Below are 19,815 nucleotides of genomic sequence, written 5' to 3' on the forward strand. Positions count from 1 at the left end.
ACAGGGCTGGATGCCTCTTGACTGCCGTAAGCCAATTCATGATTAGGAGCGTCGCAACAATGAAATCGAACAAGACCCTGCTCACCACACTGTTGTCCATGGGCCTGCTGGCCAGTGCCGGTGCCACTCAGGCAGCCGGTTGGTGCGAGTCCGGTAAACCGGTGAAATTCGCCGGTCTGAACTGGGAAAGCGGCATGCTGCTGACCGACGTGCTGCAAGTGGTGCTGGAGAAAGGTTACGACTGCAAGACCGACAGCCTGCCGGGCAACTCCATCACCATGGAGAACGCCCTGAGCAGCAACGACATTCAAGTGTTCGCCGAAGAATGGGTCGGCCGCAGCGAAGTCTGGAACAAGGCCGAGAAGGCCGGCAAGGTCGTCGGTGTCGGCGCCCCGATCGTCGGCGCTATCGAAGGCTGGTACGTGCCGCGCTACGTGATCGAAGGCGACGCCAAACGCAAGATCGAGGCAAAAGCCCCGGACCTGAAAAACATCGCCGACCTGGGCAAGTACGCGGCTGTTTTCAAAGACGCCGAAGAGCCGTCCAAGGGCCGTTTCTATAACTGCCCGGCGGGCTGGACCTGCGAGCTGGACAACAGCGAAATGCTCAAGAGCTATGGTCTGGAAAACAGCTACACCAACTTCCGCCCGGGCACAGGACCTGCGCTGGATGCGGCGGTGCTGTCGAGCTACAAGCGTGGCGAGCCGATCCTGTTTTATTACTGGTCGCCAACCCCGCTGATGGGCCAGATCGACGCGGTCAAACTCGAAGAAAAACCGGGCGTCGACAAAAGCGTGAGCATCAAGGTCGGCCTGTCGAAAACCTTCCACGAGCAGGCGCCAGAACTGGTGGCCGTGCTGGAAAAGGTCAACCTGCCGATCGACCTGCTGAACCAGAACCTGGGCCGCATGGCGAAGGAACGTATCGAGTCGCCAAAACTGGCGAAAATCTTCCTCAAGGAACATCCTGAGGTCTGGCACGCGTGGGTCAGTGACGACGCAGCCAAGAAAATCGACGCGGCGCTGTAGGTCGATACCTCCCGGTCAACCGTGAGGCTGGCCGGGAGATATGCCGTAAATCGCTTGATTGAGATTTCTGATTGAGAGCCGCTTATGTTTCCCGAAAGCTTTACCTTTTCCATCGCCGACTGGGTCAACGGTTGGGTCGATTCGCTGGTCACCAACTACGGTGATGTGTTCCGCCACATCTCGGACACCCTGCTGTGGGCCATCGTCAACCTTGAAGGCCTGCTGCGTGCGGCACCGTGGTGGTTGATGCTGGCGATCGTCGGCGTGGTCGCCTGGCACGCCACGCGTAAAGTCGTGACCACCGCCGTTATCGTTGGTCTGCTGTTCCTGGTGGGCGCTGTCGGCCTGTGGGACAAACTCATGCAGACCCTGGCGCTGATGATGGTCGCGACGATCATTTCGGTGCTGATCGGCATTCCGCTGGGGATTCTCTCGGCGCGCAGCAATCGCTTGCGTTCGGTGCTGATGCCGCTGCTCGACATCATGCAGACCATGCCCAGCTTCGTGTACCTGATTCCGGTGCTGATGCTGTTCGGTCTGGGCAAGGTCCCGGCGATTTTCGCCACGGTGATCTACGCCGCGCCGCCGCTGATCCGCCTGACCGATCTGGGCATTCGCCAGGTTGACGGCGAAGTGATGGAAGCCATCAACGCCTTTGGTGCCAACCGCTGGCAGCAACTGTTCGGCGTACAACTGCCGCTAGCCCTGCCGAGCATCATGGCCGGGATCAACCAGACCACCATGATGGCCCTGTCGATGGTGGTGATCGCCTCGATGATCGGCGCCCGGGGTCTGGGTGAAGACGTGCTGGTGGGGATTCAGACCCTCAACGTCGGACGCGGCCTCGAAGCCGGTCTGGCGATCGTGATTCTCGCAGTGGTCATCGACCGCATTACTCAGGCGTACGGTCGGCCACGGCATGAGGTGAGCAAATGAACAACGCAACCGTGAGCAAGATCGAAGTCAAAAACGTCTTCAAGATTTTCGGCAACCGCGCCAAGGACGCACTGGCGATGGTCGGCCAGGGCAAGACCAAGGATCAGGTGCTGAACGAAACCGGTTGCGTGGTCGGGGTCAACGACCTGTCGCTGAGCATCGGCACTGGCGAGATCTTCGTGATCATGGGCCTGTCCGGCTCGGGCAAGTCGACCCTGGTGCGCCACTTCAATCGCCTGATCGACCCCACCAGTGGCGCGATCCTGGTCGATGGCGTGGACATCCTGCAATACGACATGGAAGCGCTGCGCGAATTTCGCCGGCACAAGATCAGCATGGTGTTCCAGAGCTTCGGTCTGCTGCCGCACAAGACCGTGATCGAGAACGTCGCCTACGGCCTGAAAGTGCGCGGCGAGAGCAAGCAACTGTGCGCTGAGCGCGCGTTGCACTGGATCAACACCGTGGGCCTCAAAGGCTACGAAAACAAATATCCGCACCAACTTTCTGGTGGCATGCGCCAGCGCGTGGGCCTGGCCCGGGCACTGGCGGCCGACACCGATATCATCCTGATGGACGAAGCGTTCAGTGCGCTGGATCCGCTGATCCGCGCCGAGATGCAGGACCAGTTGCTGGAGCTGCAAAAGACCCTGCACAAAACCATCGTGTTCATCACCCACGACCTCGACGAGGCCGTGCGCATCGGCAACCGCATCGCGATCCTCAAGGATGGCCGCCTGATTCAGGTCGGCACGCCAAGAGAGATCCTGCATTCGCCGGCAGACGAGTATGTTGACCGGTTCGTGCAGCGGCGGGCGGCAGTGGTTTGACAGATTTTTTGGTGAGACAGCTTGTGGTGAGGGGATTTATCCCCGATGGGTGGCGAAGCCGCCCCAAAAATCTGCAGCCTGGCTGCTTCAGGTACACCGCATGCAATCCTGAGGGCTGCTGCGCAGCCCATCGGGGATAAATCCCCTCACCACAGGTTTTGTATCAAAGAATTGGTATGAGGTTTTAGATGTCCCAGGCTGAAAAAATCATCATCACCGGCAGCCCCCTGCGTTGGCAGGACGTGGTCGCCGTCGCCCGTCACGGCGCGCAACTGGAGTTATCGAGCGAGACCTGGGCGCGCATCGAAAACGCTCAGGGCATCGTCCAGCGCATCGTCGAAAGCGGCGAGCGTGCCTATGGCGTCAACACCGGTCTGGGTGGTCTGTCCAACGTTTCGCTGAAGGACGAACAACTCAGCCAGCTCTCACGCAACACCTTGCTCAGCCACGCCTGCGGCGTCGGCCCGGTGCTGCCTGATGAGCAGACCCGCGCGATCATCTGCGCCGCAATCCACAACTACAGCCACGGCAAATCCGGCATTCATCGCCGTGTGGTCGAAGCGCTGCTGGCGCTGCTCAATCGCGGGATCACCCCGCAGGTTCCGTCGCAAGGTTCGGTGGGTTACCTGACGCACATGGCGCACATCGGCATCGCGCTGCTGGGCGTGGGCAATGTCAGCTATCGCGGGCAGATTATCTCGGCGCAACAGGCGCTGGCCGAAGAAGGCCTGCAACCGGTGCAACTCGGCGCGAAAGACGGTTTGTGCCTGGTCAACGGTACGCCGTGCATGACCGGCCTCAGTTGCCTGGCGATTGCCGACGCGACGCGTCTGGTGCAATGGGCCGATGTGATCGGCGCCATGAGCTTCGAAGCGCAGCGTGGGCAGATCGCCGCGTTTGACGCCGAGATCATCGCGCTCAAGCCGCACCCCGGCATGCAGCAGGTCGGTAGCAACCTGCGCGCCTTGCTCGATGGCAGTGAAGTGATCGCGACGAGCAAAGGCGTTCGCACTCAGGATGCGCTGAGCATCCGTTCGATCCCGCAGGTGCACGGCGCGGCGCGTGATCAACTGGAACACGCGATCAAACAAGTCGAAGCCGAACTCAACGGCTGCACCGACAACCCGTTGCTGCTGGGCACGCCGGAGAATTTCCGGGTGATGTCGCAGGCCAACCCGCACGGTCAGTCGGTGGCGATGGCGGCGGATCTGCTGGCGATTGCCATGGCTGAAATCGGCTCGATTGCCGAGCGCCGCCTCGATCGTCTGGTCAACCCGCACGTCAGCGGTCTGCCGGCGTTTCTGGTGGCCAACCCGGGGGTGAACTCCGGGATGATGATCGTGCAATACGTCGCCGCTTCGCTATGTGCCGAGAATCGCCAACTGGCGCAACCGGCGGTGCTCGACAACTACGTCACCTCGGGCCTGCAGGAAGACCACCTGAGCATGGGCACCAGCGCTGCACTGAAGCTGCACCGCGCCCTGGAAAACTGCACGCAGATTCTCGCCATCGAGTACCTGCTAGCGGCGCAGGCCTTTGAATTCCTCAAGGAACAGCGCTTTGGCGCGGGCACTGACCGGGCGTGGCGCCTGCTGCGGGAAACCGTCCCTGCCTACGATCAGGATCGCTGGCTGGCGCCGGATATCGCCGCCGCCGCCAGCGTGCTGAAAAACCCGAATGCGCTGCACAACGTATTACCGAATCTGCACTGACAACTACCCATACCAGCGTGCCAAGGCGCGGATCGTCCACAAGACGGGAAGCGACGGATAACGGAATGCTCCGGAGCGACTGGTAGTTAATAACAATGTTCAAAAGGAGCATTTTAATGACTGCGCTGAACCTGATTCCCGGCCAACTGAGCCTGGCCCAATTGCGTGACGTCTATCAGCAACCGGTCAAGTTGACCCTCGACAACAGCGCTGCGGCGCAGATCGAGGCCAGCGTCGCTTGCGTCGAGCAGATCCTCGCCGAGAACCGCACTGCATACGGCATCAACACCGGCTTCGGCCTGCTAGCGTCGACCCGCATCGCCAGCGAAGATCTGGAAAACCTCCAGCGTTCACTGGTGCTGTCGCACGCCGCCGGTGTCGGCCAGCCGATCAGCGATGAGCTGGTGCGCCTGATCATGGTGCTCAAGGTCAACAGCCTAAGCCGTGGTTTCTCCGGCATCCGTCGCGTGGTGATCGACGCGCTGATCGCGCTGATCAACGCCGAGGTTTATCCGCACATTCCGCTCAAGGGTTCGGTGGGTGCATCCGGTGACCTCGCACCATTGGCGCACATGTCGCTGGTGCTGCTGGGCGAAGGCAAGGCGCGCTATAAGGGCGAGTGGATGGAAGCCCCCGAAGCGCTGAAAGTCGCTGGTCTGACCCCGCTGACCCTGGCGGCGAAAGAAGGTCTGGCACTGCTCAACGGCACTCAAGTGTCCACCGCATTTGCCCTGCGCGGTCTGTTTGAAGGTGAAGACCTGTTTGCCGGTGCGCTGGCAATCGGCGGTCTGACGGTTGAAGCGGTGCTCGGTTCGCGCTCGCCGTTTGACGCGCGCATCCACGCGGCCCGTGGGCAGAAAGGCCAGATCGACGCCGCCATGGCTTACTGCGATCTGCTCGGTGAGCGCAGCGAAGTCTCTGATTCGCACCAGAACTGCGAGAAGGTTCAGGACCCGTACTCGCTGCGTTGCCAGCCACAAGTCATGGGCGCCTGCCTGACCCAGTTCCGTCAGGCCGCTGACGTGCTGGTGGTCGAAGCCAACGCCGTGTCCGACAACCCGTTGGTGTTCGCCGCTGAAGGCGACGTGATTTCCGGTGGCAACTTCCACGCCGAACCGGTGGCCATGGCCGCCGACAACATGGCCTTGGCCATCGCTGAAATCGGCTCGCTGAGCGAACGCCGTATCTCGCTGATGATGGACAAGCACATGTCGCAACTGCCGCCGTTCCTGGTGGCCAATGGCGGGGTCAACTCCGGTTTCATGATCGCTCAGGTCACCGCCGCAGCACTGGCCAGCGAGAACAAGGCGCTGTCCCATCCGCATTCGGTCGACAGCCTGCCGACCTCGGCCAACCAGGAAGACCACGTGTCGATGGCGCCGGCCGCTGGCAAGCGCCTGTGGGAAATGGCCGAGAACACCCGCGGCATTCTCGCGGTGGAATGGCTGGCGGCGGTGCAGGGGCTGGATCTGCGTAACGGTCTGAAGACTTCGGCCAAACTGGAACAGGCGCGGGCGATTCTGCGCAAGGAAGTGCCGTTCTATGAGAAGGACCGCTTCTTTGCGCCGGACATCAATGCGGCGACCGAGTTGTTGGCTTCGCGCTGCTTGAGCGAATTGGTTCCGGCGAAATTGCTGCCTAGTTTGTAAGTGTTTTTCAGGGGGAGTTTTGTTGTTGCTGAAATCGATCCCCCTCACCCCAGCCCTCTCCCCCAAGGGGGAGAAGGGGAAGGGAGCCAATCTTCATTGTTTTCAGAGCCGGAGTTCGGCTCAAGATTCTCAGGTCGATGTATCTCGACAGAACAACCCGGTCAGTCCCCTCTCCCTCCGGGAGAGGGCTAGGGTGAGGGGCTTTTGAAGGCTCCCCACCAAACCAATTCCAACGGAGGCCAACAGTGAAAACCCTCTGGCAACACTGCCACGTCGCAACCATGGCGCAGGGCGTCTACTCGATCATCGAGGATGCGGCCATCGTGACGTCCGGTGCGCACATCGAGTGGATCGGTCCGCGCAATCTGCTGCCGTCCGGCGAATACCCGGCGGTCAACGATCTGCAAGGCGCGTGGGTGACCCCGGGCCTGATCGACTGCCACACCCACACAGTGTTCGGCGGCAACCGCAGCGGCGAATTCGAGAAGCGCCTGCAAGGCGTCAGCTACGCCGAGATCGCCGCGCAGGGCGGCGGCATCGCCAGCACCGTGCGCGCCACCCGTGAAGCGACTGAAGACGAGCTGTTTGCCAGCGCCGCCAAGCGCCTGAAAAGCCTGATGCGCGACGGCGTGACCACGGTCGAGATGAAGTCCGGCTACGGTCTGGACCTGGCCAGCGAACGCAAGATCCTGCGGGTCATCCGTCGCTTGGCCAAGGAGCTGCCGATCAGCGTGCGCAGTACCTGTCTGGCCGCCCACGCGCTACCGCCGGAGTACAAGGATCGCGCTGACGACTACATCGAGCACATCTGCGCCGAGATGCTCCCGGCATTGGCCGCCGAAGGGCTGGTCGACGCCGTGGATGCGTTCTGCGAATACTTGGCGTTCTCGCCGGAGCAGGTCGAGCGGGTGTTCATCACCGCACAAAAACTCGGTCTGCCGGTGAAGCTGCACGCCGAGCAGTTGTCATCGCTGCACGGCTCCAGTCTGGCGGCGCGGTATCACGCGTTGTCCGCCGATCATCTGGAGTTCATGGACGAAGACGACGCCATCGCCATGGCCAAATCCGACACCGTCGCCGTGCTGCTGCCGGGGGCGTTCTACTTCCTGCGCGAAACCCGGCTGCCGCCGATGGACGCCCTGCGCAAACACAAGGTCAAGATCGCCATCGCCAGTGACCTCAACCCCGGCACCTCGCCGGCGCTGTCGTTGCGCCTGATGCTGAACATGGCTTGCACCTGCTTCCGCATGACCCCGGAAGAAGCCCTGGCCGGCGCGACCATTCATGCCGCACAAGCGTTGGGGATGGCTGACACCCACGGTTCGCTGGAAGTCGGCAAGGTCGCGGATTTCGTCGCCTGGCACATCGATCGTCCGGCGGATCTGGCCTATTGGCTCGGTGGTGATCTGGACAAACGCGTCGTGCGTAACGGCGTCGAATCAAGTCTGTAGGAGAGCGGTTGTGGATAAGGTTCTGAGTTTCAAACAAGGTCGCGTACCGCTGCTGATCAGCATGCCGCATGCCGGTGTGCGCCTGACGCCTGCGGTCGAAGCCGGGCTGATCGCGGACGCGAAAAGCCTGCCGGACACCGACTGGCACATTCCGCAGCTCTATGACTTTGCCGAGGAACTGGGCGCCAGCACGTTGGCCGCCGAATACTCGCGGTTCGTCATCGACCTTAACCGTCCGTCCGATGACAAACCGTTGTATGCCGGCGCCACCACCGGGCTGTACCCGGCGACGCTGTTCGATGGCATTCCGTTGTTCAAGGAAGGCCTGGAGCCTTCGAAAGAGGAGCGCGCGACTTATCTGGAGCAGATCTGGACGCCATACCACCGCACCTTGCAGGAAGAGCTTGCGCGGTTGAAGGCCGAGTTCGGCTACGCGTTGCTGTTCGACGCGCACTCGATCCGCTCGATCATTCCGCACCTGTTCGACGGCAAACTGCCGGATTTCAACCTTGGCACCTTCAATGGCGCCAGTTGCGATCCACAATTGGCGACGCAACTGGAAGCCATCTGCGCCCGTCACGATCATTACAGCCACGTGCTCAACGGCCGCTTCAAGGGCGGCCACATCACCCGCCATTACGGCAACCCCGCCGAGAACATCCATGCCGTGCAACTGGAGCTGTGCCAGAGCACCTACATGGAAGAGTTCGAACCGTTCCGCTACCGCGCCGATCTGGCGGAGCCGACGCGGGTGGTGCTCCAGGAGTTGCTGCAGGGCCTGCTGGCCTGGGCAAAGTCGCACTACATCGCATAACCCACTGTGGGAGCGGGCTTGCTCGCGAAGGCGGCGCATCAGGCAACATATGCGTTGAATGACACAGCGCTTTCGCGAGCAAGCCCGCTCCCACAGGTTTTGTATGCAGCAGAAAAATTGTGACTGCTCTGGAGCATGCTCATTGACGTAAATCGGGTTTATGATGCCGGACGGCAGAATAATAGAAGTCCCCCCAGGGATGACCTCGACCCCTTACGGAGCGCGCAATGCAGACATTGTTTCCGCAGATCAAACCCCACGCCCGGCACGATCTGGCTGTCGATGACACCCACACGCTGTACGTCGATGAAAGCGGCTCGCCAGAAGGCTTGCCGGTGGTGTTCATCCATGGCGGCCCGGGTGCCGGTTGCGACGCGCAGAGCCGTCGCTATTTCGATCCGAACCTGTATCGCATTGTCACCTTCGACCAGCGCGGCTGCGGACGCTCCACCCCGCATGCGAGCCTGGAAAACAACACCACCTGGGATCTGGTCGCTGACCTTGAGCGTATCCGCAAGCACTTGGGCATCGATAAATGGGTGCTGTTCGGCGGTTCGTGGGGTTCGACTCTGGCGCTGGCCTACGCGCAAACCCACCCGGAGCGCGTACACGGTCTGATCCTGCGTGGGATCTTTCTCTGCCGTCCGCAGGAAATCGAGTGGTTCTATCAGGCCGGTGCCAGCCGTCTGTTTCCCGATTACTGGCAGGACTACATCGCGCCAATCCCGCTGGACGAGCGCGACGATCTGCTCAGCGCCTTCCACAAGCGCCTGGTCGGTAACGATCAGATCGCGCAGATGCACGCGGCCAAGGCCTGGTCGACGTGGGAAGGACGCACCGCGACCCTGCGGCCGAACCCGCTGGTGGTCGACCGTTTCTCCGAACCGCAGCGCGCCCTGTCGATCGCGCGGATCGAGTGTCACTACTTCACCAACAATGCGTTCCTCGAGCCGAATCAACTGATCCGCGACATGGGCAAGATCGCCCATCTGCCGGGGGTGATCATTCACGGTCGTTACGACGTGATCTGTCCGCTGGACAACGCCTGGGAGCTGCATCAGGCCTGGCCGAACAGCGAACTGCAGGTGATTCGTGACGCCGGTCACGCCGCCTCCGAACCGGGCATCACCGATGCGCTGGTGCGTGCCGCGAGCAACATGGCCCGTCGCTTGCTCGACCTGCCGCCCGAAGAAGCATGAAGGGGCTCTTACAACGCGTGCGCGGTGCGCGGGTAGAGGTTGCGGGAGAGACAGTCGGCGCGGTGGATCAGGGTTTGCTGGTGCTGGTGGCGGTCGAACCCGACGACACGCGTACCAGTGCCGACAAACTTTTGCATAAGCTGCTTAACTATCGGGTATTCAGTGACGCCGAGGGCAAGATGAATCTGTCCCTGGCGGATGTGGGCGGCGGGTTGCTGCTGGTCTCTCAGTTCACCCTCGCTGCCGACACCAGGAGCGGGTTGCGCCCGAGTTTCTCGACCGCAGCCCCTCCGGCATTGGGCGAGGAATTGTTCGACTATCTATTCAGCAAAGCGAAACAGATGCATGGCACTGTGGCATCAGGTAGATTCGGCGCGGATATGCAGGTGCACCTGGTCAACGATGGCCCGGTAACCTTCCTGTTACAGACATGAAAGCCCTTGAAACACCTTTTCAAGGGCTTTTCGACTGAAAACAGGCGTTTTTCGCGATAAATACTTTGTTACCCCTGATGCGTTGTCACGCGGGCTACTAGATAATCGCGCGCTATGGGGATCAGCGTTCGCTGTTCCATTTTTGACTTAGGTAGAGACTTGTCTGGATCCGATTGGGGAATCATTTTGCCCCAGCGGAGTCGGAACAATGCTCGCCAACTTGGCAAGGGTGCGCTGGGAGGTCGGCTTTTCAAAGTCGAAAACCCCACAGGCACTTAATCTGGCCGTTGGTTTTTTGATCTGTTTTCGGCGAGGGTTGCTCGTGATTGTTAGTCCCTGTAATGCAGCAAAAATGTCTGCCAAACGCATGCGAAGTGCCCTGGTAGCCGGCTCGGCGCTCCTGTGCCTGCTCAGCGCCGGCCAGCTTTGGGCGTTCAATCTTGACGATGTATCAGCCAAGGCTAAAGAGCTGGCCGGGCAGAAGTTCGAAGCCCCGCGCAGCAACCTGCCGAACGAATTCCGTGACATGAAGTTCGCGGATTATCAGAAAATCCGCTTCCTCACCGAAAAGGCTGAGTGGGCCGATCAGAAGACACCGTTCAAGCTGTCCTTCTATCACCAGGGCATGCACTTCGATACGCCGGTGAAAATCAACGAAATCACGGCGAACACCGTCGAAGAGATCAAATACGATCCGACCCGCTTCGATTTCGGCGACCTCAAGTTCGATCCGAAAGCCACTGAGCAACTGGGCTACGCCGGTTTCCGTGTGCTGTACCCGATCAACAAGGCCGACAAGCAAGACGAAATCATGACCATGCTCGGCGCGAGCTACTTCCGCGTCGTCGGCAAGGGTCACACTTACGGTCTGTCGGCCCGTGGTCTGGCGATCGACACCGCACTGCCGTCGGGCGAAGAATTCCCGCGTTTCCGCGAGTTCTGGATTCAGCAGCCGAAGCCGGGCGACAAGCACCTGGTGATCTTCGCCCTGCTGGATTCGCCGCGCGCCACCGGTGCCTATCGCCTGATCCTGCGTCCGGGCAGCGACACCATTGTCGACGTCAAGGCGCAGATGTTCCTGCGTGACAAGGTCGGCAAACTGGGCATCGCACCGTTGACCAGCATGTTCCTGTTCGGCGCCAACCAGCCGTCGAAAGTCCTCAACTACCGTCGTGAACTGCACGACTCCAGCGGTCTGTCGATCCATGCCGGCAACGGCGAGTGGATCTGGCGTCCGCTGAACAACCCGAAACACCTGGCCGTGAGCAACTTCAGCGTCGAGAACCCGCGTGGTTTCGGTCTGCTGCAGCGTGGTCGCGACTTCAGCCACTACGAAGACCTCGACGATCGATACGACAAGCGCCCAAGCGCCTGGATCGAGCCGAAGGGCGAGTGGGGCAAGGGCACCGTTGATCTGGTAGAGATTCCGACTGCCGACGAAACCAACGACAACATCGTTGCGTTCTGGAGCCCGGAAACCATGCCGGAGCCAGGCAAGCCGCTGGACTTCGCCTACCGCCTGCACTGGACCATGGACGAAGCGGCGATTCACGCCCCCGACAGCGCCTGGGTCAAGCAGACGCTGCGTTCGACCGGTGACGTCAAGCAGTCGAACCTGATCCGTCAACCGGATGGCAGCGTTGCCTACCTGGTCGACTTCGAAGGTCCATCGCTGGCGGCTCTGGCCCCGGATGCCGACGTGCGCAGTCAGGTCAGCGTTGGCGATAACGCCGAACTGGTCGAGAACAGCGTGCGTTACAACCCGGAAACCAAGGGCTGGCGCCTGACCCTGCGCATGAAGATCAAGGACGCGAGCAAGTCCACCGAGATGCGGGCCGCCCTGGTACAGCCAGTGGTCACCGCTGATCTGGCCAAGTCTTCGGTACCGGCGTCGAACTCGTCGGTGGCCAAGGCGGACAAGGTCGCGGCCAAGCAACAAGAGAAAGACGAGAAGGAAGCCAAGGCAGCCGAGGCCAAACAGGCCGACGCCAAGCCAGCCGCAGATGCCAAGGACAAGGCCAACAAAGACGCCAAGCAGCCAGCGGCTGCGAACGCGGCCCCAGCCACACCGGAATCGGCACCGACTGAAGAAGTCCTGACCGAGACCTGGAGCTATCAGTTGCCTGCCGATGAGTAACTCTCAAGTACAGCCAGAGACTCTTTCCGAGTATCTGGCGCATCTGCCGATGACCGACGAGCAGCGCGCGGAACTCGCGGGCTGCCAGTCCTTCAGCGAACTGCACCAGCGTCTGTCGTCGCCGACGTTCGACGCGCCTGCCGAAGCCGCCCAGGCTTCGGTGGGCAAGCGCCTGACCCTGAGCACCGCCGAGGAGCTGGAAGAGGCGGAAATGCTGGTGCTCGACGCCAGCGGTCGGGTCAGCATGAAGGCGACTCCGCCGATCCGTCGGACCAAAGTCGTGCCGGAGCCTTGGCGCACCAATATTCTGGTGCGTGGCTGGCGCCGCCTGACCGGGCGCACCAACCCGCCGCAGCCGCCGAAGGACGAAAACGTGTTGCCGGCAGCGCGCTGGCGCACGGTCGGTTCGATCCGTCGCTACATTCTGTTGCTGCTGATGCTCGGTCAGACCATCGTTGCCGGCTGGTACATGAAAGGCATCATGCCGTACCAGGGCTGGTCGTTCGTCGATCTGGACGAAGTGCTGCACCAGCCGCTGCTGCAAACCGCCACGCAAGTGCTGCCGTATGCGCTGCAGACCAGCATCCTGATCCTGTTCGGGATTCTGTTCTGCTGGGTCTCGGCCGGTTTCTGGACGGCACTGATGGGCTTCCTCGAGTTGCTCACCGGTCACGATAAATACCGTATCTCCGGCAAAAGCGCCGGCAACGAGCCGATTCCGAAAGACGCCCGTACTGCGCTGGTAATGCCGATCTGCAACGAAGACGTGCCTCGGGTATTCGCCGGTCTGCGCGCCACCTTCGAGTCGGTCGCCGCTACCGGTGATCTGGATCGCTTCGACTTCTTCGTCCTCAGCGACAGTAACGACACCGATATCTGCGTCGCCGAGCAGCAAGCCTGGCTGGATGTCTGCCGTGAAGCCAAGGGCTTCGGCAAGATCTTCTATCGCCGCCGTCGCCGCCGTGTGAAACGCAAGAGCGGCAACCTCGACGACTTCTGCCGTCGCTGGGGTGGTGACTACAAGTACATGGTCGTGCTCGACGCCGACTCGGTGATGAGCGGCGAGTGCCTGACCAGTCTGGTGCGCCTGATGGAAGCCACGCCGGACGCCGGGATCATCCAGACCGCGCCGCGAGCGTCGGGCATGGACACCCTGTATGCACGCATGCAGCAGTTCGCTACCCGTGTTTACGGTCCACTGTTCACCGCCGGTCTGCACTTCTGGCAGTTGGGTGAATCCCACTACTGGGGTCACAACGCGATCATCCGCATGAAGCCGTTCATCGACCACTGCGCCCTGGCGCCGTTGCCGGGCAAAGGTGCGTTCTCCGGGGCGATCCTGTCTCACGACTTCGTCGAAGCTGCGCTGATGCGCCGTGCCGGCTGGGGCGTGTGGATTGCCTACGACTTGCCGGGCAGCTATGAAGAACTGCCGCCGAACCTGCTCGACGAGCTCAAGCGTGACCGTCGCTGGTGCCACGGCAACCTGATGAACTTCCGCCTGTTCCTGGTCAAAGGTATGCACCCGGTGCACCGCGCAGTGTTCCTCACCGGCGTGATGTCGTACCTGTCGGCGCCGTTGTGGTTCTTCTTCCTGGTGCTGTCGACCGCGCTGCTGGCGGTGAACACACTGATGGAGCCGCAGTACTTCCTGGAACCGCGTCAGCTCTATCCGCTGTGGCCACAATGGCACCCGGACAAGGCGATCGCGCTGTTCTCGACCACCATCGTGCTGCTGTTCCTGCCGAAACTGCTGAGCATCATCCTGATCTGGGCCAAGGGCGCGAAAGAGTTCGGTGGCAAGTTCAAGGTGACCCTGTCGATGCTGCTGGAGATGTTGTTCTCCATGCTGCTGGCGCCGGTGCGGATGATTTTCCACACCCGTTTCGTGCTCGCCGCGTTCCTCGGCTGGGCCGCGACCTGGAACTCGCCGCAGCGTGACGATGACTCCACACCTTGGAGCGAGGCGGTCAAGCGCCACGGTCCGCAGACCCTGCTGGGCTTCTGCTGGGCGCTGCTGGTGATCTGGCTGAACCCGAGCTTCCTGTGGTGGCTGGTGCCGATCGTCGGTTCGCTGATGCTGTCGATCCCGGTGTCGGTGATTTCCAGCCGTGTCGGTCTGGGCCTCAAATCCCGTGACGAGAGCCTGTTCCTCATCCCAGAGGAATACAATCCGCCACAGGCGCTGCTGGCGACCGACCAGTACACCCACGAGAACCGTTGGCATGCACTGAACGACGGCTTCGTCCGCGCCGTGGTCGATCCGCAGCAAAACGCCCTGGCGTGCTCGCTGGCGACGGCCCGTCACGGTCAGGCCGAGCCGATCGAATGGCTGCGTCAGGAACGTGTACGTCACGCCCTGAAGGCTGGCCCGGCGGCACTGAGCAACCATGATCGCCTGCAACTGCTGAGCGATCCGGTGGCCCTGGCGCGTCTGCACGAGCTGGTCTGGTCCGAAGATCACAAGGAATGGCTGGATGCCTGGCGCGCTTCGGTGAAAGCCGATCCGCATGCGCCGCTGTTGCCGTTGCGACCGCTGAGCATGCACGCTCAACCGGCCTGATGAAGAAACCCCGCTAACTAGCGGGGTTTTTTTATGGCGCTGAAAAGCCCCCTCATCGGAACGCCGCCCGCCTAACCCTCTCCCGGAGGGAGAGGGGACTGACCGGATTGGATATTCGAGTTGCATCGACCTGAGAAATCGAGTCGAACTTAGCTTTCGAATATTTCCCCTATCGGCTCCCTTTCCCCCTCTCCTCTCTGGGGAGAGGGCTGGGGTGAGGGGTGTCCCTTGATTGTTAAACAAATCGTCCATAAAACCTTGTGCAAAAAATCGAGTGCGTTAGCATCCGTCCCCGAATTGGCGCGCCCGGACGATCTTGTCCATTTCAGGCGGTTTTCGCGCCGCAATTGCAATGGTTTTGGGGACTTGAAGATGAAGAAGTATCTGTCGATGCTGCTGGTCGGCGTCACGGCACTGGTTGCAGTCAATGCGGCGCACGCCGGTGCAATCGATGACGCGGTCAAGCGCGGCACGTTGAAAGTCGGTATGGATCCGACCTACATGCCGTTCGAAATGACCAACAAGCGCGGCGAGATCATCGGCTTCGAAGTCGACATCCTCAAAGCCATGTCCAAGGCCATGGGCGTCAAGCTGGAGCTGGTGTCCACCGGTTACGACGGGATCATCCCGGCCCTGATGACCGACAAGTTCGACATGATCGGCAGCGGCATGACCCTGACTCAGGAGCGCAACCTGCGCCTGAACTTCAGCGAACCGTTCATCGTGGTCGGCCAGACCCTGCTGATCCGCAAGGAGCTGGAAGGCACCATCAAGTCCTATAAAGACCTGAACACCGCCGACTACCGCATCACCTCCAAGCTCGGTACCACCGGCGAGATGGTCGCCAAGAAGCTGATCGCCAAGGCCAAGTACCACGGCTACGACAACGAGCAGGAAGCCGTGCTCGACGTGGTCAATGGCAAGGCCGACGCGTTCATCTACGACGCGCCGTACAACGTGGTCGCGGTGAACAAGGTCGGCGCCGGCAAACTGGTGTTCCTCGACAAGCCGTTCACCTACGAGCCGCTGGCCTTCGGTCTGAAGAAGGGTGATTACGACAGCATCAACTTCATCAACAACTTCCTGCACCAGATCCACGAAGACGGCACGTACGATCGCATCCATGACAAGTGGTTCAAGAGCACCGAGTGGCTCAAGGACATGGAATAACACTGGGTCAGTCAGACCGAGTCGCCCCATTCGCGAGCAAGCCCGCTCCCACATTTGAAATGCAGTCCAAATGTGGGAGCGGGCTTGCTCGCGAAGAGGGCCTGCCAGGCAACACAAAATCCGGAACCTGCAATGAAACAGAAAAAAGCCCAATGGCCCTGGCACGTCCTGACCGTGCTGGTGCTGGTCGGCCTGGCGGGCGCGTTGTATTACGCCACGTCGCTGATGTCCTACGAATGGCGCTGGAACCGCGTGCCGCAGTACTTCGCCTATCAGGCCGAAGAATCCCAGCGTGCCACCGATATCTCCACCGTCACCGAGCTGGTGCGCAAGGGCGGTAGCGCGCAGGTCACCCTGCGCAACGACGCCGGTGACGAGCAGCACCTGACCGTCGACGAAAACAGCCTGCAATTCGCTCAGGGCGACGATGTGGCGGAAGGCGACGTCGTGGGCGTGACCCGGCATTGGGCGGCAGGGCCGCTGCTGTGGGGCCTTTGGACCACGCTGTGGCTGTCGGTGGTGTCTGGGGTACTCGGTCTGCTGATCGGTCTGGTCACCGGACTGTGCCGCCTGTCGAGCAACCCGACCCTGCGCGACCTGTCGAGCATCTACGTCGAGCTGGTGCGCGGTACGCCGCTGCTGGTGCAGATCTTTATCTTCTACTTCTTCATCGGCACGGTGATGAACCTGTCCCGCGAGTTCGCCGGGATCGCCGCGCTGTCGCTGTTTACCGGCGCCTACGTGGCCGAGATCATCCGTTCCGGGGTGCAGTCGATTGCCCGTGGCCAGAACGAAGCGGCGCGTTCGCTCGGTCTGAGCGCCGGTCAGTCGATGCGCCACGTGGTATTGCCGCAAGCATTCAAACGCGTACTGCCACCGCTGGCCGGGCAGTTCATCAGCCTGGTCAAGGACACCTCGCTGGTGTCTGTGATTGCGATCACCGAGCTGCTGAAAAGTGGCCGTGAAGTCATCACCACCTCGTTCTCGCCGTTCGAAATCCTGTTCTGCGTCGCCGGCCTGTACCTGTTGATCAACCTGCCGCTGTCGAAAATCGCCAGCCGGCTTGAGCGGAGGCTCGCGCAAAGTGATTGAAGTCCGCGATCTGGTAAAAGTCTTCGACACCCGTGGCCAGGTAGTTCGGGCTGTGGATAACGTCACCACTTCCGTTGCCAAAGGCGAAGTGCTGGTGGTGATCGGCCCGTCCGGCTCGGGCAAGTCGACCTTCCTGCGCTGCCTCAATGGCCTGGAAGAATTCGACTCGGGTTCGGTGAGCATCGACGGCCTGCAACTGGCCGACCCGAAAACCGACGTCAACGCCTACCGCCGCGAAGTCGGCATGGTCTTTCAGCACTTCAACCTGTTCCCGCACATGACCGTGCTGGAAAACCTCTGTCTGGCGCAGAAAGTCGTGCGCAAGCGTGGGCAGAAGGAAAGTGAGGCCAAGGCCTTGGCGTTGCTGGAAAAGGTCGGTATTGCGCAGAAGGCTCGGGAATATCCATCACGCCTGTCCGGCGGCCAGCAACAGCGCGTGGCGATTGCCCGGGCGCTGGCGATGGACCCGAAAGTGATGCTGTTCGACGAACCGACTTCGGCCCTCGACCCCGAAATGGTCGGCGAAGTGCTGGATGTGATGAAGAACCTGGCCGTGGAAGGCATGACCATGGTCTGCGTCACCCACGAAATGGGTTTCGCCCGGGAAGTGGCGGATCGGGTGCTGTTCTTCGATCACGGCAAACTGCTGGAAGATGCTTCCCCGGCGGAGTTTTTTGATGCGCCGAAGGATCCGCGGGCGCAGGCCTTTCTGCGTCAGGTCCTTTAATTTCAGCGTCTGACCTACCGCTTTCGCGAGCAAGCCCGCTCCCACATTAGACCGCGTCCGCATGGACAACCAGGTCAACTGTGGGAGCGGGCTTGCTCGCGAATGCATCACCTCGGTTCAGAGCGAACCGAGGTTTTCGGATCACCTCAAACCTTGAAGCGCCCCACCAGCATCTGCAGATGCGTCCCCAGCCGCGCCAGCTCAACACTCGACGCCGCGGTCTCTTCACTCGCCGCCGACGTCTGATCCGACACATCCCGCACATTCAGCACGCTACGGTTGATCTCCTCGGCCACGGCACTCTGCTGCTCGGCCGCCGCTGCAATCTGCTGGTTCATCGCCTGAATCGCCGAGACGGTGCGGGTGATGCTTTCCAGTGAGCCACCGGCACGGCGGGTCAGTTCGACGCTGCTGTCGGTCAGGCTGCGGCTGTTGTCCATGATCGTCGCCACTTGCTGGGTGCCGTTCTGCAGGCCGACGATCAGTTCCTCGATCTCTTCGGTGGACTTCTGCGTGCGCTGGGCGAGGCTGCGCACTTCATCGGCAACCACCGCAAAACCACGCCCGGCCTCACCGGCACGCGCTGCTTCGATCGCGGCGTTGAGCGCCAGCAGGTTGGTTTGCTGGGCCACGGACTTGATCACGTCGAGCACGCTGCCGATCTTGTCGCTCTCGCGCTTGAGTTCGCCCATGGCTTCGGTGGAGTGGCCGACTTCAACTGCCAAGCGCTCGATCTGCGCAATGGCTTCACCGACCACCTTGTCGCCTTCACGGGCTTGCTGGTCGGCGGCCACGGCGGCTTCGGAAGCCTCCTCGGCGTTACGCGCGACTTCCTGCACAGTGGCGGCCATTTCGTTCATGGCGGTGGCGACCTGATCGGTCTCGATCTTCTGATTGTTGACCCCGGCGCTGGTCTGCTCGGTCACCGCTGACAATTCCTCGGCAGCGCTGGCGATTTGCGTAACGCCGTCGCTGATGCCACCGATCAACTCGCGCAGGCCTTGGGTCATGCTCTGCATCGAACGTTGCAACTGGCCGAGTTCGTCGCGACGCTGCGACACCAGGTTGTGGGTCAAGTCGCCGGCAGCCACGCGCTCGGCGACCTTCAGGGTTTGATTCAGCGGAATGATGATCTGCCGGGTGATCGCCCACGCGGCCAGCAAACCGAAGGCCACGGCCAGCAGGGTGGCGATGATCAGCAGGTTCTTGGCGTGCGCGGCATCGGTATCGCGCACCACGGTTTGTGATTCGGTGAGCTTCTTGCTGAGGTCGAGGAGGATGTCGCCCTGCTCCGTCATGGTTGCCCCGGCCTTGGCATTGTTCACCTGCGAGTCGCGGAACTGAGCGACCGCCGCGCGATAAGCCTTGATCGAGTCGGTGGCCTGTTGCAGGTTGGCGATGTGCTGTTCGGGCAGTTTCGCCGGCAGGCTGTCGAGGTTTTTCAGTGCATTGTCGATGGCGTCCAGCGCGGGCTGCTCCGCCTCGGCCTTGCCGCTGTAGGTGTAGCCGCGCACCTGATAGCGCGCTTGCTGCAACAGTTTGCTCAGTTCGATCACGCTGTTGAATTGCGCGACGCTGTCACCCTGCAGCATGGATTTCTCGACTTCCGAGACTTTGGCCACGGCATTGTCGGCACTGGCGCCGAGCTTGCTGCGTGCGTCCTCACGCTGCACGGTGGCCTGCGTCATGTCGGCGAAGGCACGTTTGTACTCGGCGACAGCGGCCAGTTGCTGATCGACCATGGCCGCATCTGAGGGCTGCTCGATCAGGTCACGCGCGGTTTGCAAGCCGCTGGCGAGTTTGGCCAGCAACTCGTTGACCGCGCCCGGGCCTTGTTCGCCGCGACGCGCTTCATAGTCCAGACGCGCCAGGCGCAGGTCCTTGGTCAGTTCATTGAGGCTGGAGATGAAGCCGAGCTTGTCGCCACGGCTGATAATGCCGCCCATGCCGGTCCAGCCGGTAAAGGTAATCAGCAGGGTGAGCAACAGCACCAGGCCGAAACCGATGCCCAGTTTGCGTTTGACGCTGACGTTCCCAAGATTCTCGGCTAACCAACGGTACATGCGACGACTCCCC

The 19,815-nt window shown here is 61.4% G+C and carries 15 protein-coding genes and 1 pseudogene; 14 read left to right on the top strand and 2 right to left on the bottom strand.

Annotated features, from left to right (window positions below; all coding sequences use genetic code 11):
• The first annotated feature begins 59 nt into the window (after window positions 1-59).
• The 14 genes from ACOYXI_RS21270 (at window position 60) to ACOYXI_RS21335 (ending at window position 17,739) form a co-directional block, all read left to right on the top strand.
• Window positions 60-1,028 carry an ABC transporter substrate-binding protein gene (locus ACOYXI_RS21270; RefSeq protein WP_134785230.1) on the top strand — a complete coding sequence of 323 codons (969 nt, stop codon included), beginning with the start codon at window positions 60-62 and terminating at the stop codon, window positions 1,026-1,028.
• Between the two features lie 84 nt (window positions 1,029-1,112).
• Window positions 1,113-1,964 (top strand): ABC transporter permease, encoded by an 852-nt coding sequence (locus tag ACOYXI_RS21275; protein ID WP_007949591.1) that lies wholly within the window; start codon window positions 1,113-1,115, stop codon window positions 1,962-1,964.
• Window positions 1,961-2,791 carry a quaternary amine ABC transporter ATP-binding protein gene (locus ACOYXI_RS21280; protein ID WP_047601084.1) on the top strand — a complete coding sequence of 277 codons (831 nt, stop codon included), beginning with the start codon at window positions 1,961-1,963 and terminating at the stop codon, window positions 2,789-2,791. Before ACOYXI_RS21275 ends, ACOYXI_RS21280 begins: the two co-directional genes overlap by 4 nt.
• 188 nt (window positions 2,792-2,979) lie before the next feature.
• On the top strand, window positions 2,980-4,503 hold the full coding sequence (gene hutH, locus ACOYXI_RS21285) for a histidine ammonia-lyase (protein ID WP_461675258.1): 1,524 nt from the start codon (window positions 2,980-2,982) through the stop codon (window positions 4,501-4,503).
• Between the two features lie 116 nt (window positions 4,504-4,619).
• The gene (gene hutH, locus ACOYXI_RS21290) at window positions 4,620-6,152 is read left to right on the top strand and encodes a histidine ammonia-lyase (protein ID WP_461675259.1); all 1,533 of its coding nucleotides are present in this window, start codon (window positions 4,620-4,622) and stop codon (window positions 6,150-6,152) included.
• A gap of 245 nt (window positions 6,153-6,397) precedes the next feature.
• Window positions 6,398-7,603, top strand: a complete 1,206-nt coding sequence (hutI, locus tag ACOYXI_RS21295; RefSeq protein WP_135294782.1) for an imidazolonepropionase — start codon at window positions 6,398-6,400, stop codon at window positions 7,601-7,603.
• 10 nt (window positions 7,604-7,613) lie between these two features.
• A complete protein-coding gene (gene hutG, locus ACOYXI_RS21300; protein ID WP_461675260.1) occupies window positions 7,614-8,417 on the top strand; it encodes an N-formylglutamate deformylase in 804 nt (267 codons plus the stop codon).
• Window positions 8,418-8,644: 227 nt separating this feature from the next.
• Window positions 8,645-9,616 (top strand): prolyl aminopeptidase, encoded by a 972-nt coding sequence (gene pip / locus ACOYXI_RS21305; RefSeq protein ID WP_003220824.1) that lies wholly within the window; start codon window positions 8,645-8,647, stop codon window positions 9,614-9,616.
• Entirely contained in the window at window positions 9,613-10,050 is a 438-nt protein-coding gene (gene dtd, locus ACOYXI_RS21310; protein WP_134785234.1) for a D-aminoacyl-tRNA deacylase, read from the top strand. Before pip ends, dtd begins: the two co-directional genes overlap by 4 nt.
• A gap of 352 nt (window positions 10,051-10,402) precedes the next feature.
• Window positions 10,403-12,187 carry a glucan biosynthesis protein G gene (locus ACOYXI_RS21315; protein ID WP_167734086.1) on the top strand — a complete coding sequence of 595 codons (1,785 nt, stop codon included), beginning with the start codon at window positions 10,403-10,405 and terminating at the stop codon, window positions 12,185-12,187.
• Entirely contained in the window at window positions 12,180-14,750 is a 2,571-nt protein-coding gene (gene mdoH, locus ACOYXI_RS21320) for a glucans biosynthesis glucosyltransferase MdoH (protein WP_461675261.1), read from the top strand. The genes ACOYXI_RS21315 and mdoH overlap by 8 nt, the downstream gene beginning before the upstream one ends.
• A gap of 372 nt (window positions 14,751-15,122) precedes the next feature.
• Window positions 15,123-15,920 (top strand): transporter substrate-binding domain-containing protein, encoded by a 798-nt coding sequence (locus ACOYXI_RS21325; RefSeq protein WP_003220833.1) that lies wholly within the window; start codon window positions 15,123-15,125, stop codon window positions 15,918-15,920.
• Window positions 15,921-16,052: 132 nt separating this feature from the next.
• Window positions 16,053-17,012 (top strand): amino acid ABC transporter permease, encoded by a 960-nt coding sequence (locus ACOYXI_RS21330; protein WP_027611292.1) that lies wholly within the window; start codon window positions 16,053-16,055, stop codon window positions 17,010-17,012.
• Complete coding sequence (locus ACOYXI_RS21335; RefSeq protein ID WP_007961769.1) at window positions 17,005-17,739, top strand: amino acid ABC transporter ATP-binding protein; 735 nt, start codon at window positions 17,005-17,007, stop codon at window positions 17,737-17,739. The genes ACOYXI_RS21330 and ACOYXI_RS21335 overlap by 8 nt, the downstream gene beginning before the upstream one ends.
• Before the next feature lie 146 nt (window positions 17,740-17,885).
• Here the strand turns inward: ACOYXI_RS21335 and ACOYXI_RS21340 are convergent, their stop codons facing one another.
• Together ACOYXI_RS21340 and ACOYXI_RS21345 are read right to left on the bottom strand one after the other, a co-directional pair.
• Complete coding sequence (locus tag ACOYXI_RS21340) at window positions 17,886-18,758, bottom strand: methyl-accepting chemotaxis protein (protein WP_371917811.1); 873 nt, start codon at window positions 18,756-18,758, stop codon at window positions 17,886-17,888.
• Window positions 18,741-19,802: pseudogene (locus ACOYXI_RS21345) on the bottom strand (methyl-accepting chemotaxis protein); the annotation flags it as partial. The pseudogene ACOYXI_RS21345 and the gene ACOYXI_RS21340, both read right to left, overlap by 18 nt.
• Window positions 19,803-19,815: the final 13 nt, after the last annotated feature.

It is taken from the genome of Pseudomonas sp. G3-19 (genome assembly GCF_054855875.1).